The following is an 18,707-nucleotide window of genomic DNA, read 5'->3' as shown; positions in this document are numbered from 1 at the left end:
GTTCGCTCCTTAGGCCATGTTCGGGAACAGACCCGTGTTCTTGAGGTAGCTGCTCAGGTTGCCGTACAGATCGGTTTGAAACTGCAGATCCGTATCGCGCTGGTCGAGCACCTGCTGGATCATCGCCGTCTTGTTGTCGGCGGTGATGTCCGGGTTCATCTGGATCTGGTTGATCGCGCTCGAGGCTTGGCCGATCAAGTCGGTGGCGTTATTGGCGAACACGCCCCATGCGTTGGCGGTGCTGGTCGCGTACAGATTGCTCAGTGACTGCTGTGCCTCCTGGCTCGAGAGCTGCGAGTTGTAGCCGTACTGCTGCTGCATCTGCTGCATGGTCTGCCCGAACTGCTTGTCGGACATGTAGCTCTGCATCTGCCGGTCGGCGTTGGCCTGGCTGTTCTGGAAGTAGGTCTGGGCGTCCTGCTGGGCGAACGGCGTGGCGCGGTCGATCATCGCGCCCTGGGCCGCCTCGCCGGCCATCGAACTGTTGAGCAGCATGCGTTGATTGGCCAACTGCTGGCCCTGGGTGGCGGCGCGCTGCATCAGCGGTGAGTCGCTGGCGAGGATCTGCTCGAGCTGATACTGGCTGGTTTGGTTGGGCGAGACGGTGGATTGCGGGGCGCCGCGAGTGGGCCTCTCCTGCACCGGCTGTCCATTTATATCGTAGAGCCCGCCTGTTCGGCTTCGGTACAGGATGTTTCCGGACTCATCCTCTACTGTCTCGAAGTTTCCGGAGCCAGCCATCTGGTTCATGCCGTTTTGCAGGATATTGTAGTCGGCCTGATTGCGCGCCTGCTGGGTGGCAAGTTCTGACGAGTTTCGATAATTGAACCCATCTACTTGATCGCTGGACGATACCAGCAACCCCGAGCCCCGCTGTCCGTAAAGCCCGGCCTCGCTGCTTCTTGAGAGCTCGTTCTGGATCTGGCTCAGCGACTTCCCGCTATTCAGGTAATAATCCAATCCTGATTTATCGACGCTCCTCCCCAGATATTGTTTATAAAGGTTGTTGAGCGAGTCGTTGCTGACTCCGCCGGAGCTTGACGACCCAGATGACCCGGATGACGACCCCGGGGAGGCGGAGGATGGCGCGCTGTTGCGATAGGTTATCCCGCTGACTCGATCAGCCTGACTCACCGTCCGAGCCTTTCTTGAGGCACCATATTCCTGCGCCTCCTGGCTGCCGGACAGCGAGTTCTTAACCCAGTCCACCCCCTTCTCGTTAGCCATCTTGGTGTAGTAGTCAAGCCCGCCCTTGTCGGCGCTGCGGCCGAGCGTGCTCTTGAACAGCGAGTTGATGTCCTGCGATGTTGCCATGGGAAACCCTCACGGTTTGCCGGAACGTTTATGCTAAGCCGCTACGCGGCCGCCGGCCACTCCATTGCGGGCAGCAGCGCGATCAGCTCCTCCTCGGTCGGAATCTCGCGGGTGCCGTCTTGCACCTCATCCATGAGCTGGTAACCGAGGCTCCATGCGGCATCGCGCCATGCGACCCCGGCCTGGCCTTCAGCGGAGAACTTGGGGTCGGTGCTGGTGGCGTAGGTACACAGGCTCAGGATACCGTCGTAGCTGCGCTTCTGAGCAGTGGCGTCGAGATGGGCCTGGATAACCGCCGTCAGCCGCCGGCGCGTCTTGGCGGCTTCCTGAGCCGCAATCGCTGCGGGGTCTGCCGGCAACTCCGCTCGCCCAGCGAGCCTCCCGCCGCTGCCGGCATACGCCGGGCGCGGTCGCCCGGGCTCCTGCACGCCCACCCACGGCCCAGCCGGCGTGTCGTATACGTGCACGATGGCATCGGTCGCCAGCGCGGGCAGCGCGAGGGTTTCGCCGTTGTAGTCGAGGGCGCGGCCGGATTCGGTTTCAATGATCTGCATGATCTCGCCTCAGGGTGACATCGTTGATGATTGACTGGGTTGTCCGCCACGCATCGCAGTGTTTGGTGTACGCCAGCAGGCAGTGCACCTGCTGCTGCACGTCGGCGAGCGGGATCTCGCCGGCGGCGTAGCGGCGTTGCAATTGGCGCAGCCGGGTGCGGAATCGGCGCACGTTGCGCTTGCGCGGCAGAATATGCGTTGACCAGGTGCGATAGCCGCACCAGTCCACGCCCGCACTGGCGGGCCGAACCTGGGTTTTGGGATTGAGCGTCAGCCCGCGGCGGGCGAGCGATTCGCCGAGCTGCTCGAGGCGCTGCCAGGCGAGCGCCTTGGTCGGCTCGAGGATGATGATGTCGTCCATGTAGCGCAGGTATCGGCCCGCGCCATGGCCGTCGGTCATCTCGTGATCGACGCCATCCAGCACGATGTTGGCGGTGAGCTGGCTGGTCAGCGCGCCCACTGGCTGGCCGATGCCGTCCTCGTGGCCATAGCCCGAGAGGATCGCCCGCCACAGCGCCAGGGTGACCGGGCAATCGATCACGCGCGCCACGCTGCTCATCGCGGCTTCGTGCTCGATGCTGGCGAAGAATTGCCGCACGTCGGCCTGCACCACGTAGACGCTTTCCCACCGCTGGCGGCACTCGCGCAGCATCCGCTGCAGCGCCAGGATCGCGGCATGCGTGCCCTTGCCTTTGCGGCAGGCGTAGCTGTGATGGATGAAGCGGCGCTCGAACATCGGCTCGACGAGATCGACCAGGGCGTGGTGAACGATGCGATCCTCGAACGGCGGCGCCTGGATAAGCCGCATCTTGGGCTCGAGCACCGTGAACTCTCGCGGCGGCGAAGGCCGCCAGCTCTGCCACACCAGATGGTTGTGCAGATTGATCAGGTTTTCTTCGAGATGGGCGGTGTAGCGCACGACCTCCGGTCGGTACCGTTTGCCCTTGCGCGCGGCGTGATACGCCGCCATTAGGTTGTCGAAATCGATGATGCTGTCATACAGCGCTGGCACTGGCGGCCCTTACTGCTGATGGAGTGATGCGCAGCCACCAACGGCCGCCGCGCTCTGTCGATGTTTCGCCTGTCGGCGAGGAAAGCCGCCCCGAGTGATAAGGCGCTGTCCGCGCACCCGTGGGTGCGCGGCTTCTGGCCGTCGCGGTCGCTCGCGAGACGCGCCCCGATGTTGCTGTTGCTGTTGGAGGCCGAATTGTTGCAATTCAGATACCAGAGGCCGGCATTGGCGCCATTGGCCCAGTTACCGCCGACGATGGGGACGTCGAAATGAGCCGCTTCCCTTTCCTACTCTTTCCTGGCTATGCGCGCTGGGCGCGCAGCCAGCCGCCGAGCATGCGGCCCAGCTCGTTGATATGCTCGGCCCACACTTTGTAGCGCCGCGGGGTGATGAAGCGCAGCCGCTCAGCCTTGCGCACCAGGTGGCGCAGCACCTCGATCTCTACATCGAGCTCACCGAGCGTGGTTTTCTTGTGGTAGCGCTTCCAGGCGGCCAGCGTCAGCCGCAGGATCTTGTCGAGGCATTGCCGCGTGTCGGCCGCCAGCAGGTGCCGCTCGGCCTTGGGGTATTGGCGCAACGCGACGTGGCTGTAATCGTCGAGCTCCTCGAGCTTGGTGATCATCGCTTCGAACGGGCGCAGGTGCTGTCTCGGGGCGCTACCGCGCCCCTGATCATGACCCGGATCGACATGACTCATGACACGATCCTCGCGAGACGCGCCCCGACGTCGCTGAAGCTGCCGGAGGCCGAATTGCCGCAATACAGATACCAGAGGCCGGCATAGGCGCCATAGGCCCAGTAACCGCCGACGATGGGGTAATACTCCCCACTCTCACGCCAGCGTCGGTAGTCCGGCAGCGTCGCCGAGGCGTCGTTGCTCGTTGAGTAGGTGTTGGCCACGAACTGCTCGTCGCCGGTCGCGCGGAACGTGATCGGGTACTGGGTGCTGCCCCCGTTGGGCACGCTCTCGTCGGTGCTGGTCCAGCTGCCGTTGTAGCTGCGCCGCTGGATCACACTATTTAATGTGCGCGTGCCGTCCATCCACTGGTAGACGTTGCCCCACAGCCCGACGATCCCGCGATAGGTCGCCTGAGCCACCGTGGCGTCATCGACGCTGAGCGCCGCCGAGCCGTTGACGTGCCCCTCGCCGGTGGCGGTCTGGCTGTCCATCGTCGCGTTCTCGATGAGATACAGCCACTGGATGGCGAGCCACATGTCGTAGTGATGCAGCCGAAACCCGGCGACGCCGTTGACGTTGCGGTTGGTGGCATACGCCAAGAAGTCGGTCAGCGTGGTGCTGACTGCCGGCGTCACGCCAGGGATGGATTGCAGCTTGTTCGAGGCGTCCACCGAACCCTGATATTTGCCGTACTGGAACGCCGCGACCTCCACGCCATCGAGCACAAACGCCGGCATTACCGTAAACCCGGTCAGGGGCTGGTCGCTGATCCACCAGGCAGGATTGCCCGCCGCGGACGTGCCGCGCTTGTAGTAGAACTTGGGCACCTCGACCATGTCCTGGCCATCCACCAGCACATCGCTGATGCCGCCGAATACCGGATGGCCATTGAACCAGCTTGCAGTCGGCGAGGTGATGGCGTCGCCCGCCTCGTCGACGTGATTCCAAGTGCCCCCTGGGCCGCCGGTGGCCGTCATCTCGACGCCGATCACCTGTGCGGCGAGCACCGTGACGGTTTCGCTGTAGGTTGCCGACTGCGCGCCAACGTCATCCACCGCCACGACGCTGAACGTTACGTCGGTGTCGCTGGTCACGTCCGGTGCCGTGACATCCACCAGCTCGCCCTCGGCGATGCCGCTGGTTTTGGCAAACGCGAACGTGCCAGCATCGGTGATCTCGTAGGTGATCGAATCGCCGTCGGCATCCGTGGCACCCGACATCGACACCTGAAAATCGCTGTTCTTGCCGGTCTGAGTGGGGGCGCTGATGCTGATCGGGCCTGACGGCGCATCATTGGAGACGACCTCGGCGGTCACGGTTTTCGGCAGGCTGGCATTGCCAATGTCGTCCAGCGTGTAGACGGTCGCCGTCACCGTGTCGCCCACCAGGAGATTGACGTCCTTTGCCAGGGTGGCACTGCCGCCTGTTGCCGCTACCGACTCGGACGTGCCGTCCCACCAGGTGACCTCGAACGACGCCACGCTGCCGCCGCTGTGGCGGCTCACGGCGCTGGCGTCGATGCGCCACTCGCCAAGGTCAGGCGCGGTCGGGGGCGGCGTCAGGGTTTGGATCACGGCGCGAGTCATGCGCGTGCGAATTTCACTGTCGATCTTCTCGCTTGACCACGCCAGATTGTTGACGGTGCGATCATCGTCAATCACGCCATCGGCCACGATGCCGGCAGCCTTCTCGGCCCAGTGTCGAGCCGAATACTTGCCTAGCTCGACCTCGACGTCTTCTGACTCATCCGCCCATGACCGGGCCTTGTCACGGGCAGCCTGGGCGTCGTCGCGGTGCTTCAACGCGGTGTCGCGGTATTGCTGGGAGAGGTTGCGAGCGCCCTGGCTGGCATTGCGAGCCTGTTCGGAGAGGCCCTGCGCGGCCTGGCTGTCGTCACGGGCCTGTTCGCTCAACCCCTGGGCGTTCTCAGCCTTGGCGCGGTGGTGCAGCGCCGAGTAGGCACCGGGCTCGACAGCGCTTCCCTCGGGCTCCTCGGCCCACTGCTGCGCCTTGTTGCGGGCGCCCAGCGCGGTGTCCCGGGCCGCGAGTGTCGTGTCGCGCGCCTCCAGCGTTGTGTCGCGGGCGGATTCGGCGGCGGACTTGGCGGTCTCTACGTCCGCCACATTGATCGCCAGCGCGCTCTTCCCGGAGCTGATGTCATCGGCCAGGGCGCCGCTGGCGTGGCGCGTTTTCACCACATAAAGGTTCTTGGTTACGGCGTCTCGGAATACGTCGTTGACGAAATACTCGGTGCTTGCCGCCCAATCGCCGCGCCATGTGAAACCTGCCAACAAGGCCAGCTTGCCCTCGGCATCGAACCCGACGACCTTGCCCCGGCGCTGCAGCGCGGTTTCGCTCAGCGCCTGACTGATACCGGCCTCATCGGGCAGCTTGATCGAGCGCTGAGTGTCGGCGTAAGCGCCGTCGAAGCCGGCCTGGATCTCGTCGAATTTGCCATCGACGTCACCGCCCTTGGCGGTTGCCCCCGGCTGGAAGCGCTGGCCTGGGTCAGAGTTGTCGTAGTACGGGTTAGCCACGGCGGCGTCTCCTCACGTCGTAATGCAGGTCGTAGCCGAGCAGCTCATGGCTGGGGTCGCTACCGGTCGAGTAGATGGCGAAGTTGATCGATACGCCGGTGCCGGTGACGTCCATTGGCTCCTGGCCGAGCGATGGCACCGACCAGCTGAACTCGCCCCACTGGGCGACGTCCCACAGGCCCCCACCGACAAGGAATTCGAGGAACTCTCGGCGCGCGGAAGCGGATTCGGTACCGCCATAGTCGAGGTCCGGCTTGATCGAGATATTGGCGTTGGTGCCGGAGCGCAGATCCCAGAACACGCGGCGGTAGCGCTTGCGCACGTTGGGCGCGTCGAGATCGCTGTAGGCCAGGGTCAGGAACGCTTCGATGCCGGCGCCGTTGAACGAGGTCGCGCCATTGCCCAATCGGTACACGAAGCCGGCGTCGTCGCCGATCAGCAGTTGTTCCTCGCCGGTGGATAGTTCGCCGGTATGGGCGACGGCCACCTGGTCGGGGAATCGAACTGTCGTGATGCCGGCCGGGCTCATGTAGACGCCGGTACCGTCGTCGAACCAGATGCGGTACTGGGCCTTCTTCTTGCTGATCGCCGTGGCCACCACACGGGTCGCGTAACCCTGCTCGCTGAACAGCGGCTCGACCTTGGCGCCCGGTTGCATGGGCCGGAAGTCGCCGTATTGCTGGGTGGCCTGCAGGCTGGCGATGCCGCGCTCGGCGATGAAATACGGCTGCATCAGCGACTGTGCGCTGTACGGCCTGGCGCCACTGTTGGGCACCGTGGTCTTGAGCTGGAAGTCGGCGCTCGATGTGCCGTAGAGCGTCTTGATGCTGTCGCGGCACATGATGTGCAGCACGCCGCCGGTGCCGGGCAGAATGCCGGTCAGGGTCTGGCCGGTGCCGATCTCGGTAGCGCTGCCGGTGGCGGCATCCCAGTCGGCGGGGTCGCCGATGGTGGATAGCTGCAGGCTGCCCGGCGAGTAGCCTAGGGCTAGCGCATTGGCGTGCAGCGCGATGTACTTGGCGCCGGCCATGGCGGCGGTCAGCTCGGTGAACGTGTCGTCGCTCGCCTTGAGCTCGAATGGCTTGCCGCCGCCAACACCGTAAAGCGCCCGCCCGCCTTCGGTGGCGTAGACGTTGCCCTCGACGAACTCGTGACGACCGTTGTGCAGCGCCCCGGCGGTGCCGACCACCTCCCAGGTATCGCCCGCGGCGTTCAGACGGTAGAGCGTGGCCGTGTCGGCGCCGGCGTCCTTGCGCACGGCCAGCGGCCGGTCGTTGAACGTCACCACGCCCAGCAGCGGCCCCTCACCGGGCACGACCGGGCCGAGTTGGGTATAGCCGTCGATACGCCGGTAGCCGCCAGTGACCGGGCACTCGTAGTTCACCGCGTAGATCGCGGCCCCGGGCGACAGCTGCTCGGGGGGCGTGACCAGGTCGATGCCGCCGCCGATGCGGATGTAAGCCGACTTGCTCATGCCAACGCTCCCGCAAACGTCATAGGCGGTAACTCGCTCATCATCATGTCGCCCATCAGACGCGAGGCGTTGCTGTTGCCCTGCTGCACTACCTCGGGCGCGTTCTCGTAGAGCCCGTACTGCATCATCGCGCGGTAGACGATCAGCAGGTGGTAGCGCGGCGGCATGCGCGGCACGTCGCCGTTGTCGGTCAACTCCTGCGGGGTGCGGAAATATTCGAAGCTGAGCGTGACCTCTGCTGCCGGCAGGCTGCTCAGTCGCAGCTTGTTGTCGGGCGTGACGCAGACAGAGCCGATCGCCTGCTCGTTAGCGGGTTCGCGGTGCAGTCGTCGGAAGTCGGGGTAATCCAGCGCTCGCACCGGTCTGTCACCGATGCGCAGCGTGTCCTCGACCCAGTGGTCGAAGTCGTCGGGCAAATCGTAATCCCGGAACCCTGCCGACAGTTCGACCTCGCCCTCGGCCCAGGCGAAGCGCCATTCCTGCTGCTCGGTCTGGATCTCGCGCCAGGCCTGCTGAATCCAGCCGATCAGCCGCTGCATCTCGCCATTCTGGCCGGTAACGGTCGCCGGGCCAGTACCGGCCGCGCCCACCTCCTGGCGCAGCCGTTGGCAGAGTTCGAGGAAGGTCATATCAGGCCTCGCCCATCACCTGGAACGGGTAGGCCAGCACCTTCGACTCCTTCATGGTCTTGGGGTCGTAGATATGCTGGACGGCATTGCTCAGATTCTCCACTACGCTCTCGGGTACGGTGACTTCCTCGCCACGCTTGATGACGTACATGCGACCGTTCACGCCCACCTGAACCGGCTGCTTGTCCTGGTCGTTGGTGGCGATGATGATCCGGTAGCGCTTGGCCCGGTTGGTTTCGCCTGGCGCGGCCGGGTTGTCGAACGTCGGCGCCGGAGCGTCGTTTGCGTCGGGCGTGCCCAGCGCGTCGTTGATTTTCTTGCGGAGCGTGTCGTCCTTTGTGTTGCCTTGGAACGAGATGCCCAGGTCGGTAGCGGTGGACTCGAGCTCTTCGCGATTCATTTCAGCGGTATTGATGTCGCTCACGGGAGATACCTCACGGCATGTCGGAAAGTAGAAAGCCCGCCGGGTGGCGGGCTTCGGTCATGGCTTGCGCTGGCCTACGGATCAGGCCAGGTCGGAGGCTGCTACTTCGAGGCGCGCACCCCACCCTTCGTTAAGGATCTTGGCCACGAAGTACGTCTTCCAGCCGACGTAGCCACGCTGGCCCAGCGGGTCATCCTTGGAGATGGTGCTGGGGTTGATCACCGACGGCTTGATGGCGTTGGCGCCCTTGAGCGGGATGAGCCCGTAGAACTCCTTGCCCACATAGACGATCGGGTACACGTCGGCATTGGTGCCGGTGGTGGAGATCGTGCCGGAAGCCGCGGCGCCGGCGTCGGCCCACTTGGTCAGCACCGGGCTGAGGATGTAACGCACGTCCTCGACCTTGCCGATCTCGTGGGGCAGCGCCTTCATGGAGCCGTACTTCTCGGTGGGCGTGAAACCGACCATGTCGCGAATGTCCGCCTCGAGGTCGGTGTGTGCGAACGCGATGAACGCGGCATCGACCGGCTCGGTGGCATAGTTCGGCGACGCGCTGACCATGCTGGTGATCTTCTTGGCGCGGTTGCCCTTGAGGCTGCGGGTCACGGCGCGCTGCTTGGACAGCGTCACCTGCGAGGCCACCGTGGCGCGCGAGGCACCATCGGCGTAGAAGACGTTGGTGCCGGCACGGATCGCGCCCCAGGTCTGCAGCTCGACGGTCTCGGCCGCCTGCTCGCCGCACAGCTCGTTGGCGTCGGACAGGACCGGGTCTTCCGCCAGGTCGGCAACGACGTCGGTGATCTCGACCACCGCACCCCACTGCTTGATCTGGACGGTCACGTCTTCGTAGTTCATCTGCTGCGCGGTCGGCGTCACACCCTCGGCAAGCGGAGTGTTCAGCACGTCGAACGGAATCGGACGGCGGAACTTTCACTCTGTTACTTTCAGGAGCCGGTGTGTCTCCCTACTGACCACTCCAGGGAGTGGCGGGGGCGGCGCTTCAACCGCCCCTCTCACGGTTTCCCGTGAGTTCAGACTATCGATTCACCCAGCAGGGCTGCCGGGGCCTGATGCTTAGTCGTTGCGGCTGCATTGCCACACTGATTCAAGGCTCTCATGCGCTGATACAGCGCCTCACGTCGCTCAATCTCTGCTGCCACATGCTCCTCATCGGAGCCTCGTTTCAGCTTCACCATGTCGGTGATGAACGCTTGAGCGATCCGGCCTTGTTCGCCCTTCATGCGAAGGTGCGGCCCAATCAGTTTCAGCACCTCGGCGGCGCGTCCACCGTTCAGCTTCCAGTCGAGCTTTTCTTTCCAGCTCGCGTTGCCGTGCGATGTGACGCAAGTTCCGCCGAATCGGCTGAACAGCCACTCGATCAATGTCGGCGAGGTGTTGGTGACGACCAGTTTCAGCTCATGCTTCGGGAAGATCGTGCCGCTAGCGCGGCGCTTGCGGGTCTTTCCGAGAATGATGGGACCGTCGCCATCCACCATGCCGGCCATATAGGCCAGATCGGAATGGCTGGGGAGTAGCTTGCCTCTGGTTGGCGTGACATTCGCCCGGTTTGAGAATCCCTTGCGATTGAGCGACTTCATGTGCTCGTAACAAGACTCTCTCCGGGTCAGCTCCGGGTGGCCTTCCTCTGGCCTTGCCGGAAGCTGTTTTCGATCAACGATGAAGCTGACCGCCAGTTCTGCCTGCGCTCGCTTGATGACGAGATAGGGAGCCAATGCCCTGGTCAGTGATGCTGCACCCTCCTGGGTGATGTACCACTGATACCCGTGCTTGTGCTCCACTTTGTGCCGCTTGACGCTGCACACGAAGCCACCGAATCGCTCGGTAAGCCATGTCATCAGCCGCTGATCCGTGTTGGCCACGGAAACCTGCAGCCTGTGCCAAGGCGTGACCTTGTAGCGATCTCGCCCGATGGCGATGCAGCCCTCGGCGTCGATCATGCCGGCCATGTAGGCCAGCTCGTCAGCGGTGAGTATGCCGTCAAACAGCGCAGTGCTAGAATCGGGGGTAGCCATAGCCGTGACTCCTATCAGTCAGGTTGTGGTGAGAGCCGGGATGGTGTTAGCGCACCGCTCCGGCTCGTTTCATTCTACACCCTCTAGCGCGAATGCTTTAGCCTTCCCATGTAATCAATCAGGTGATCGACAGGGATTGCTCCCTGAAGCGGCAAAGTTAATTTACCGTGTCGGCCTTGTTCTTCGGCAGCGGCTTGGATTGGCCGAACTTGGAGAGCACCAGGATGGGCTCGGCATGGTTCAGCTGGTCGGTGGCGGCCCAGGCGGCGGTGCGCTGGGAGATGTCGCCGTAAGTGGTATTCGGCATTGCTCAGTACCTCTCGGTCTTAGCGTTTTTTCGCGAAGTGGTTGAATTGCCCTTCCCAGTCATCGGGAACGGCATCGCGCTTGGCGGCGCCGCGCCGCTGGGGCGTGACGGCACCGGCCAGGCGCTGTTGGCGCTTCTCGCGCTGGGCGTCTGCTTGGGCATTGCTCTGCGCGGAGTCACTGCCAGCCGACGGATTCGCGCCCTTGTAGAGATCCAGCAACGCGGCGGCTTCGGCGGCGTCGTCGGATTCGGCCAGGGTTTGAATGCTCGGCGGCTGTTGCTGCAGCCACTGTTGAAACGCGGGCGCATTCACCACCTCCTGCCAGTCCGAGTGGCGGGCCTCGAGGGCGCGCATCTGACTGTCGAGGTACTGCTCATGGGCCTGCTGCTGTATGGGCTGCACAGTCGATCGCAGGTCTGCGACCTCCTGCTGGAGTCGCGCTCTCTCTTGCCGGTCCCCTTCGAGACGGGCCTCGAGCGCGCGGGCGATGTCCGGAAAATCCTGCTTGAGCGATTCCCAGTCGTCAGAACCCACGGCTTCCGCCATGGCCTGCTTCTGGTCTGCCTCTTGCTGCTCATCCCCGGACGACTTGCTCTGTTGGCTGGCCTGCTGGCCGCCTTGCGCAGGGCGCTGCTGGCCGCCCTGGTTGCGCTTGAATTCGTTGATCTGGCGTTGCAGTGCGCCGACCCGGCCGCGCTGGCTGGCCTCGCTCTGCTGCAGCCGGTCGAGTTGAGCCTGTAGCTCCTTCTCGCGCGGCGTGAGTTCTTCTTCCTGCTGAGCCTGGCGTTCTTCCTCGCCGCCCTCGGCTTGCTCGCTGTTCTCGCCGTCGGCTTCCGGCTCGCCGCCTTCCTGTTCCTGCTCGGCGGTGTCGTCAGCGGGCTGGCTGCCCGAGTACTCGGCGAACATCGCCTCGAAATCATCTTCAGGCTGGGCGGCTTCGTTATCCGCCGGCGCCTGCTGTTCAGGGGCCGGTGTTTGCTCAGTTGCCATTAGCGGATCTCCCGATCGGCTGGTCACAAAAAAGCCCGCTCGATGGCGGGCTGGTTCAGTAGGTGGGGCTGGGTATCGTGGGGTCGGGCTTCGCGCCTAGGCGGAGCAGGTTGTCGATCTGGTCGATGCGCCCGCGCAGCCGGTCGTCGTTGGCGGATCCGGCGATCAGTTGGTAGACGAGTTCCTCGCGCTCCTCGGCGGCCCATTGCTGAATCTGGCGCCAGGTGTCGCTGTGCGTGTCGATGCTAGCCATATGCGTCAAAGCCCATATCCATATTGCGATCCTTAGCCGCGCGGCGGTTCTGGCTGTCCGTCAGCTCGGCGGCGGCCTTCTCGCGGTCGGTCTGGATCTTGGCCGTGTCGATGCCGAGTTTGGCCTGCAGCTGCGCCATGGTCAGTTCCTGCTTGAGAGCCAGTTCGGCGAGCTTCACCTCGCGGTTCTGCTGCAATTCGGCGGTCTTGAGCTGCTGGTCGAACTGCATCTCCTGCTGGCGGAGCTGCGCATCCCACTGGGCTTTCTGCTGCTCGAACTGGAACTGCTGCTGTTTGAGCTGCTGCTCGGCCATCTTGAGTTGAAGCTCGGGCGGCATCTGCTCGCCCTGTTCCTTCTTCTCCTGCTCGACGGTTTCCTCGTCCTTGAGCACGTTGTCCGCTGGCACCGACATCGAACGTACGATCTCGCGATACAAACCCTGCCACTCTGTGGAACGGGCAAACTCGGGATTGGAAGCAGCGATCTGAGCGAGGGCCAGCAGCTTCTCCTGCTGGTCCTGCCGGGCGATCAGCACACTCGAGCCGCGGGCCACGATGCTGAAGTCGCCCTTGATCTCGTTGCGCTCGCTGTAGGCCATGTGCCAGTCGTAGAAGCGGCGGACCAATTGCTCGGTAATGCCGTCGTCGTAATTCTTCACCGCGCTGCGCAGCACGATGTTCGAGTTGTTCATCAACATCTGCATGCCGCCCAGCGTCTTCGACCCGGGGCCGCCGCTCGCGCCCTCGCCCTGCAACAGCAGCGGCAGGTTCGTTTCGGTGTCGGCGAGCTGCTGGGCGCTCTGGAAGATGCTGTAGAGATCGGCCTGATTGGATGTGATGTTGTGCGCGTAGAAGGCCTGGTTGAGCGGCACCTTGCCGGTGCTGATCCAGACCTTGCGCGGCGAGAGCTGCCACTTGCCGTCCTGCGGCGTAACGGCGGTCTTATCGACGACGATCTGCGGCCCGGCCGAGAGCCCGGCGTTGTCCATGATCATGCGCCAGGCGCTGCTGGCGACCTTCTGCGGGTTTCGCATCAGGAACGGCACGCCGAAGCCGAAGATGCTCGACGGGTCCTCTTCCCAGTTGTGCACGCTGTACGGCAGGTCGCCGCTGTCCAGCGGGTTGATGGCGGCTTTGATGACATGCTCGCCGACGAACAGCACGCAGCCGCTGTACTCGGTCAGAGGGTCTTCATCGATCTCGACGCCGGCGGCGATCAGCTCGTCCTTATCCAGCGGGCCCCAGTATTCCCACAGCTCCCAGCGCTTGCCGTTGGTGACGGTGTCCACGCCGGTAATGGCGCGCAGTTCGTCGCGGCGGTCGTTGCTGATGTGATGCCCGTCCGGGTCGCTCTCCAGCGCCTTGCGCAGTTGGGTGTCGATCACGCCCGGCAGGTTGGCGAGTTCACGCATCTGCTTCTTGTTGAGCAGCTTGCGCTCGAACACGAACTCCGCCTCGTCCATCGTGGCCGCGCTCATGTCGGGGAAGAAGTCCCAGGTCTCGACGCGCTCGAGCCCGGCGCGGTATTCCTCCTGAATCTCCATGACGTGCATGCCGGACTGCTCGTCCTGCCGCCAGGCGCGCCGCTGGCGATTGACCACCACCGGGCCCTTCATCACCCCGGTGCCCAACAGGCAGCTATCGCCGATCACGTCGCGGGCCTTGCCGTTGTAGCGCGCCTCGGTGAAGTCATCGTCGATGGCCGACTGCATGGAGCGAGCCTTCTGCTCGGCCTCTTCGCGGATCTCGCGCGCCTGGTCCTGCTGTTCCTGCTCACCGCTGTTCGACATCACCGAGAGCTGCGGCTCAGGGGTCGGCTTGATGCCCCAGTTGCGGTCGTCGTTGGGCAGCAGCATGTCCGAGAGTCGGGCGATGGCGGCGCGGGTCTTGTTGCGGGTGATGTTGACGTAGACGCTCGACGTGCCGGCCTCGCGCATGCGGGCCAGCTCATCGGGGGTGTATTCGCCGTGGTACTGGCGCAGATCGGTCAGCCAGCGGGTTTCCAACTGCTGACGCGCCGCCACTTGCTCGCCGGCCAGGCCGTGCAGCTTGCCGCCCAGGCTGGTCAGCAGTTCCTCGAGACGCTGCTTATGGGCTTCATCGGCCTCGACATCGTCTGTCATCTCGACAGTCGCTTCGTTCTGCATCTCAGTATCCTGTGGTCATGTCGCCGGGCATGGTGGGCATGCTGGAACGATCGACGGGGCGCGTGATGGCGTGGTGGAGGCCCATATTCAGGTAGCGCGTGGCATCCATCAGGTGGTCGTTCTCCTTGACGATGCGACCCTTCTCGTCGCGCCGGTAGAGCCGATACTCGGCGAGCCAGTTCTGCAGCGTGCTGAATACCTTGAGCCGGCCGGTGCTGAGCCGGTCGAGCATGGCCATGATCCCGGCCTCGACTGCCTTGTCGGCGTTGTTGAGGATCAGCCCCTCGTCCTCGTACAGGCCGAACAGGCTCTTGCCGTCGGTCTGGCTGCGGCCCCGGGCGGCGGTATCGATCACGCCGGGAATCCATGCGCCGCGCATCTTGATCGACTTGGCGTGCACCGCGACCTCGGCCATGCCGCTGTAGTGCTCGCTGTTCAGGTAGAGCGTATCGGTATCGCGGTCCAGCGCGCCCCAGATCGCGGCCGTCTTCTTCCAGCCGACGTCGAGCCCATAAACCCGCGCCCACCAATCGGGAATCTGGAACGGATCGACGACGATGTCTTCCTCCGGCACCGGGTAGATCGCCCCAGCGCCCAGGCTGGGCACGCCTTCGGAGCGCGCCTTGACTTGGTGCGGTGAGAGCGATGACATCAGGTCGGCCTTGTCTTGTTCGGAGAGGTGCGGGACGCTGTTCCAGCCTGCCTGGACGGTGTAGCGGCTCACGGCGAGACGACGAACTCGGCGCCGGCAATCGTCATGCGGTCGCCGACCTTTGCCTTCGGATCGACGCGCCGGGCAATGCCGACGGACAGCAGGCCGCGGCGGATGCCCCGCTCGCGCACGGTGTCAGCCAGGCGCTTGGCGATGCTGGTGGTGCGGCCTGCATAGGTGGCGGAAAGCGTGTCGGTCATAAAGGCTCCTGCTCGTTCTTGGATTCGAGAAACGACACCACCAGCGGCGTCAGGCCTGACAGTGGCGTAAACGTCAGCATGATCAGCCCCTGCGTGGTCATGGTGCGGATCAGCGATTCCTCGTAGACGTCGTAGGGCACTTCCTCGTCCATCCATGCGATGTCGAGCTCGGTGCCCTGGAAGATTCGCCGTCCCTGGTCATAACTGCGCAGCTTGAGGCGCGACCAGCCGCCACTGACGTGCTTCACTGCGATCTCTGCGAATAGCCCTGTCACGCCCCGGGCGGGGACGACAGGGCCGATCAGGTGCTTGGGGATGAGACCGGAACCCCAGTCGTCGGTATCCTTGGGGCCGCCGAGCAGCTTGTGCTGGATGATGTCGAGCGTGGTCTGGCTGGTGTCGCCGGCGGCCAGTGCTTCGACGGGTCGATCCCAGCGCCGCCCTTCCCACCAGTCGGGATAGCGCCCGGTCAGGTGGTAGACGTACTCGGCACCGCCGGCAATAGTTTTCCCGACACGATTCGCCGCGAGGAACAATCTTTCTCGGTGGACGGCGCCGGCACGGAAGAACTCCATGTGGCGCGGGTAGTTGTGGCGGCTTAGCGGGCCGTCTTCGGGAAACAGCTCATCGATCAGGTTGTACTTGCGGCGCCGGGCCTTTTCCTCGAGCAACTCAAGAAGTTCGATCTTTGCCTGACGATCCAGTGATTCGAGCGATTCTTGCTTCAAGCTCGTCATCGGTCAGATCCTCGTGCTTCATGGTCAGCTCTCCGGACTGCTCTACCCGGTCCTTGAAAGCCTGAACATCTACATGCTTGCCGATCAGCTCGAGGTTCTTCACCTTGTCCGGCCACTTGATCTTTTTCAGGACGCCGACAAGCTCCCTGTCGTCGCCACGGCCTTCATGCATTTCGGCGAGATCCATGCCCGATATGTACCGGCGCCATACCGGTGGCCATTCATGCACCTGTTTCAGGGACCCGTCGTCCTTGAGAATATCGAGCACATCCATCTGGTCGATCTCGACCAGGCGGTTGAGCACATAGTCGGCGTCGATCTGGGTTCGCTCGGTGCGTGACTGAATATGCTCTGCGATGGCTAGCTGGATTGGCTCCTTTGCCAGCAGCTTCGCCCCCTGAAAGCGAGCGTTGGTCTCGGCGTAACCGGCGCGCAGCGCCGCATTGGTCGCGCTCAGGTCCTTGATGTATTCCTCGACGAACCTCTGCTGCTTATCGTTGAGTTTCGCCATCGTCGTTACGCGGCTCTCACGAGCGGCGTCTCCATGTAGGGTGCGGGCGCCTCACGGCGTGCCGCGTGAAAAGGCGGGCTCTATCTCACGACAGTGCCCTGACCCCTTGCGGGGATTCGTTACTTCACCTTTGCCTTAATGTTGTCCATCAGGCCGGTACCGGTGATCGTGCGGGTGATCTTCTCCGCACTGCGGCCGGCGATGTACCCACCGACGCCGAGTTGCACGATGTCGAACAGGGCCAATACTGTATCCTGGCTGAGATTGTCCGGCGTCAGGCCGAACCAGTAGCCGCCGACGAGAGCGGCAAACCACATCATGAGCAGGGGGCGCCAGTTGCGCTGTAACCAACTCTCGCCCTGTGCCTCGGCGGTGATGATGTTCGAGCGGGATTCCAGGCGCGCGCGTTCGAGATTGGCCTCGATCTCGCGCAGCGTCACCGCTGCCTGCGGATCGTTGCGGACCGCGGCAGAGACTGCCTCCGGCGTTTGCTCCACGCCGAGCGCAGTAGCGAGCAGACCACCCACAGCAGTACCAGCAGGGCCAGCAAGCGCCGTGCCCAGCGCCGGTGCCACGGATGCGACCGCATTTTTGACGTCACTCCATTCCACGATGCACCTCGATAGCCCCGTAGACGCATCGGGGCTGGTTATTGGTCTTTAGGGCTATCGGTCACGACGAGCCGCCGATCAGTTTGATGATCGCGTTGCCGACGAATGTGCCAACCACCCCCATCAGAACCAGCATGATCGCGCCGATGGCAGCCCACCGACCGAGCAATCGCTGGCCCCGCTGAGTTGACGTTGCATCGATGACCGCGCTCCTGAGTTCGACCTCACGTATGCGGTTTGCATGGTCGCTCAGCTGGGCATCATGTGAGTCGATTTTCGCGCCGTGACTGTTCTGCCGCTCCTCCATCCGCGTGAGGCGATCGAGAATTTGGTCCGCTTTTTGCTCGATGCGCTCGAGCCGGGAATCGTCGGACGGTATCTGCGTCATAGTCACGTCAGCCCCTTGCCTGTTGGCGATAGATCAATGACGCGACGCAGCCAGCCGAACGTGAACGCCTCTTGGCTCTCGCGGGACTCGGCAATCGACACCATGAATTCGATGCGCAACGCGTTGACTGCATTGGCGAGCACGCCTAGGCCTGATCGTCCGCGCGACCGAGCGAATGCATCCAGAGCCTCGAGCGTGATGGGGCCGACCGCGCCATCGGCAGCAATGTCGTCGTAGTCCCGTTCGACACGGTTGAGCACGTTGAGCAGCCGCTGAATCGTCTCGGCGGCGCGCCTTGGGCCAGAGTTGACGCCGTAGTCGAATAGGTAGGCAGCCAGGCTCTCGTCCTGCTCGACGATCTCGTCGAGGCGCAGCGAATGCCAGTAGCGGTCGGCGTAGATCTCGCGAGCCAGCGCGATGGGCATTTCCCGCATATCGCCGGTGTAGCCGTACTCGCGAGCCACGGACTCGGTGATGCCGTAGCGAGTGGGGCCGCCGCGATCAGCCGGATGGTCAACATAACCCCCTTCCCTGTCGATGACTTCGCTGACCAGGCGGGACTTTAGCGAGGCGCTCATATATAATCACCCTTACCACCCACACCACCCAAAGGAAGGCGGAATGAGTGATGAAACTTGGAAGCCCATACCGGGCTATGAAGGTCGTTATGAAGTGTCTGACATGGGTCGCGTCAGGAGCCTTGACCGCGACGTCACTTACAAAGACGGCCGGCGCGGAAGACGCAAAGGCCAGTACCTGCGAGGCTCTTACCACAAGAGCCATGGCTATGTGGTTATCTCGCTCGACTCAACGGATAAGCGAGTCCTCCACCGCTTGGTGGCAGATGCCTTCCTTCCTGAAACCCAGTTCAAAGAGACCGTCAACCACATCAATGGCGACAAGCTGGATAACCGGGCCTGCAATCTGGAATGGGCTACCTACGAGCGCAACAATGACCACGCTAGGTCAAACGGGCTCAACTCTCAGCACGGCATGAACTGCAACCTCTCGAGGTTCAGCGACCACACAATCAAGGCGGCGAAGAACGTCGCTCAGCGCTTTGGCTTGAACAGCCAAGAGATAGCGGATCTGTTCGAGATGTCAGAAACTCATGCCCGCTACATCTTGCAGGGCAAGACGAGGCGGAAGTCATGATAGGTCTCCGGCGCCTCACGGCGTGAGAGAAACAGAAAGG

21 protein-coding genes and 1 pseudogene are annotated in these 18,707 nt (G+C 63.5%); 1 reads left to right on the top strand and 21 read right to left on the bottom strand.

What is annotated here, in order from left to right; genetic code table 11:
- Positions 1–9 precede the first annotated feature (9 nt).
- From K7I12_RS00650 to K7I12_RS00550, 21 genes and pseudogenes are all read right to left on the bottom strand, one after another.
- Complete coding sequence (locus tag K7I12_RS00650) at positions 10–1,314, bottom strand: hypothetical protein (RefSeq protein ID WP_231662648.1); 1,305 nt, start codon at positions 1,312–1,314, stop codon at positions 10–12.
- A 41-nt stretch (positions 1,315–1,355) separates the two neighbouring features.
- Entirely contained in the window at positions 1,356–1,868 is a 513-nt protein-coding gene (locus tag K7I12_RS00645; protein WP_231662647.1) for a hypothetical protein, read from the bottom strand.
- A complete protein-coding gene (locus tag K7I12_RS00640) occupies positions 1,855–2,838 on the bottom strand; it encodes a reverse transcriptase/maturase family protein (protein ID WP_231662646.1) in 984 nt (327 codons plus the stop codon). The genes K7I12_RS00645 and K7I12_RS00640 overlap by 14 nt, the downstream gene beginning before the upstream one ends.
- 343 nt (positions 2,839–3,181) lie before the next feature.
- Positions 3,182–3,577 (bottom strand): diversity-generating retroelement protein Avd, encoded by a 396-nt coding sequence (gene avd / locus K7I12_RS00635; RefSeq protein ID WP_231662645.1) that lies wholly within the window; start codon positions 3,575–3,577, stop codon positions 3,182–3,184.
- Positions 3,574–6,096, bottom strand: coding sequence for a hypothetical protein (locus K7I12_RS00630; protein WP_231662643.1), 2,523 nt, complete (start codon positions 6,094–6,096; stop codon positions 3,574–3,576). The genes avd and K7I12_RS00630 overlap by 4 nt, the downstream gene beginning before the upstream one ends.
- Complete coding sequence (locus K7I12_RS00625; protein WP_231662641.1) at positions 6,089–7,570, bottom strand: hypothetical protein; 1,482 nt, start codon at positions 7,568–7,570, stop codon at positions 6,089–6,091. The genes K7I12_RS00630 and K7I12_RS00625 overlap by 8 nt, the downstream gene beginning before the upstream one ends.
- Positions 7,567–8,199 carry a phage adaptor protein gene (locus tag K7I12_RS00620; RefSeq protein ID WP_231662639.1) on the bottom strand — a complete coding sequence of 211 codons (633 nt, stop codon included), beginning with the start codon at positions 8,197–8,199 and terminating at the stop codon, positions 7,567–7,569. Before K7I12_RS00620 ends, K7I12_RS00625 begins: the two co-directional genes overlap by 4 nt.
- 1 nt (position 8,200) lies before the next feature.
- Positions 8,201–8,623 carry a hypothetical protein gene (locus tag K7I12_RS00615; protein ID WP_231662638.1) on the bottom strand — a complete coding sequence of 141 codons (423 nt, stop codon included), beginning with the start codon at positions 8,621–8,623 and terminating at the stop codon, positions 8,201–8,203.
- Positions 8,624–8,704: 81 nt separating this feature from the next.
- Positions 8,705–9,541: pseudogene (locus tag K7I12_RS00610) on the bottom strand (N4-gp56 family major capsid protein); the annotation flags it as partial.
- 113 nt (positions 9,542–9,654) lie between these two features.
- Complete coding sequence (locus K7I12_RS00605; RefSeq protein WP_231662634.1) at positions 9,655–10,656, bottom strand: LAGLIDADG family homing endonuclease; 1,002 nt, start codon at positions 10,654–10,656, stop codon at positions 9,655–9,657.
- A 157-nt stretch (positions 10,657–10,813) separates the two neighbouring features.
- Positions 10,814–10,963, bottom strand: coding sequence for a hypothetical protein (locus tag K7I12_RS00600; protein WP_231662631.1), 150 nt, complete (start codon positions 10,961–10,963; stop codon positions 10,814–10,816).
- A 19-nt stretch (positions 10,964–10,982) separates the two neighbouring features.
- Complete coding sequence (locus K7I12_RS00595) at positions 10,983–11,981, bottom strand: DUF4407 domain-containing protein (RefSeq protein ID WP_231662630.1); 999 nt, start codon at positions 11,979–11,981, stop codon at positions 10,983–10,985.
- Between the two features lie 28 nt (positions 11,982–12,009).
- Entirely contained in the window at positions 12,010–12,207 is a 198-nt protein-coding gene (locus K7I12_RS00590; RefSeq protein ID WP_231662629.1) for a hypothetical protein, read from the bottom strand.
- Entirely contained in the window at positions 12,200–14,353 is a 2,154-nt protein-coding gene (locus tag K7I12_RS00585; protein WP_231662628.1) for a portal protein, read from the bottom strand. Before K7I12_RS00585 ends, K7I12_RS00590 begins: the two co-directional genes overlap by 8 nt.
- 1 nt (position 14,354) lies before the next feature.
- Positions 14,355–15,077 (bottom strand): phage terminase large subunit family protein, encoded by a 723-nt coding sequence (locus K7I12_RS00580; RefSeq protein ID WP_231662627.1) that lies wholly within the window; start codon positions 15,075–15,077, stop codon positions 14,355–14,357.
- Positions 15,074–15,265: a hypothetical protein gene (locus K7I12_RS00575; protein WP_231662626.1), complete on the bottom strand. Its 192-nt coding sequence runs from the start codon at positions 15,263–15,265 to the stop codon at positions 15,074–15,076. The genes K7I12_RS00580 and K7I12_RS00575 overlap by 4 nt, the downstream gene beginning before the upstream one ends.
- Positions 15,262–16,002 carry a terminase large subunit domain-containing protein gene (locus K7I12_RS00570; RefSeq protein ID WP_231662625.1) on the bottom strand — a complete coding sequence of 247 codons (741 nt, stop codon included), beginning with the start codon at positions 16,000–16,002 and terminating at the stop codon, positions 15,262–15,264. Before K7I12_RS00570 ends, K7I12_RS00575 begins: the two co-directional genes overlap by 4 nt.
- Complete coding sequence (locus K7I12_RS00565; protein WP_231662622.1) at positions 15,938–16,513, bottom strand: terminase small subunit; 576 nt, start codon at positions 16,511–16,513, stop codon at positions 15,938–15,940. Before K7I12_RS00565 ends, K7I12_RS00570 begins: the two co-directional genes overlap by 65 nt.
- Before the next feature lie 119 nt (positions 16,514–16,632).
- Positions 16,633–17,124 (bottom strand): 3TM-type holin, encoded by a 492-nt coding sequence (locus K7I12_RS00560; protein WP_231662619.1) that lies wholly within the window; start codon positions 17,122–17,124, stop codon positions 16,633–16,635.
- Positions 17,125–17,185: 61 nt separating this feature from the next.
- Positions 17,186–17,512: a hypothetical protein gene (locus K7I12_RS00555; protein WP_231662617.1), complete on the bottom strand. Its 327-nt coding sequence runs from the start codon at positions 17,510–17,512 to the stop codon at positions 17,186–17,188.
- A 2-nt stretch (positions 17,513–17,514) separates the two neighbouring features.
- The gene (locus K7I12_RS00550) at positions 17,515–18,090 is read right to left on the bottom strand and encodes a glycoside hydrolase family 108 protein (protein ID WP_231662613.1); all 576 of its coding nucleotides are present in this window, start codon (positions 18,088–18,090) and stop codon (positions 17,515–17,517) included.
- 43 nt (positions 18,091–18,133) lie between these two features.
- On the opposite strand from K7I12_RS00550, the gene K7I12_RS00545 reads away from it, so the two are divergent.
- Positions 18,134–18,667 carry an NUMOD4 domain-containing protein gene (locus K7I12_RS00545; protein ID WP_231662612.1) on the top strand — a complete coding sequence of 178 codons (534 nt, stop codon included), beginning with the start codon at positions 18,134–18,136 and terminating at the stop codon, positions 18,665–18,667.
- The last annotated feature ends 40 nt before the right edge of the window (positions 18,668–18,707 follow it).

Source organism: Halomonas sp. IOP_31 (genome assembly GCF_021151495.1).
GTDB classification, from domain to species: Bacteria; Pseudomonadota; Gammaproteobacteria; order Pseudomonadales; family Halomonadaceae; genus Modicisalibacter; species Modicisalibacter zincidurans.
This window is presented reverse-complemented; position numbering and strand designations above follow the sequence as displayed.

Coding starts and splice junctions, on each gene's coding strand:
- K7I12_RS00550 (WP_231662613.1), bottom strand. CDS start 18,090: ATGAGCGCCTCGCTAAAGTCCCGCCTGGTCAGCGAAGTCATCGACAGG.
- K7I12_RS00605 (WP_231662634.1), bottom strand. CDS start 10,656: ATGGCTACCCCCGATTCTAGCACTGCGCTGTTTGACGGCATACTCACC.
- K7I12_RS00625 (WP_231662641.1), bottom strand. CDS start 7,570: ATGAGCAAGTCGGCTTACATCCGCATCGGCGGCGGCATCGACCTGGTC.
- K7I12_RS00585 (WP_231662628.1), bottom strand. CDS start 14,353: ATGCAGAACGAAGCGACTGTCGAGATGACAGACGATGTCGAGGCCGAT.
- K7I12_RS00570 (WP_231662625.1), bottom strand. CDS start 16,002: ATGACGAGCTTGAAGCAAGAATCGCTCGAATCACTGGATCGTCAGGCA.
- K7I12_RS00545 (WP_231662612.1), top strand. CDS start 18,134: ATGAGTGATGAAACTTGGAAGCCCATACCGGGCTATGAAGGTCGTTAT.
- K7I12_RS00645 (WP_231662647.1), bottom strand. CDS start 1,868: ATGCAGATCATTGAAACCGAATCCGGCCGCGCCCTCGACTACAACGGC.
- avd (WP_231662645.1), bottom strand. CDS start 3,577: ATGAGTCATGTCGATCCGGGTCATGATCAGGGGCGCGGTAGCGCCCCG.
- K7I12_RS00555 (WP_231662617.1), bottom strand. CDS start 17,512: ATGACGCAGATACCGTCCGACGATTCCCGGCTCGAGCGCATCGAGCAA.
- K7I12_RS00620 (WP_231662639.1), bottom strand. CDS start 8,199: ATGACCTTCCTCGAACTCTGCCAACGGCTGCGCCAGGAGGTGGGCGCG.
- K7I12_RS00590 (WP_231662629.1), bottom strand. CDS start 12,207: ATGGCTAGCATCGACACGCACAGCGACACCTGGCGCCAGATTCAGCAA.
- K7I12_RS00650 (WP_231662648.1), bottom strand. CDS start 1,314: ATGGCAACATCGCAGGACATCAACTCGCTGTTCAAGAGCACGCTCGGC.
- K7I12_RS00640 (WP_231662646.1), bottom strand. CDS start 2,838: ATGGCGGCGTATCACGCCGCGCGCAAGGGCAAACGGTACCGACCGGAG.
- K7I12_RS00600 (WP_231662631.1), bottom strand. CDS start 10,963: ATGCCGAATACCACTTACGGCGACATCTCCCAGCGCACCGCCGCCTGG.
- K7I12_RS00575 (WP_231662626.1), bottom strand. CDS start 15,265: ATGACCGACACGCTTTCCGCCACCTATGCAGGCCGCACCACCAGCATC.
- K7I12_RS00565 (WP_231662622.1), bottom strand. CDS start 16,513: ATGGCGAAACTCAACGATAAGCAGCAGAGGTTCGTCGAGGAATACATC.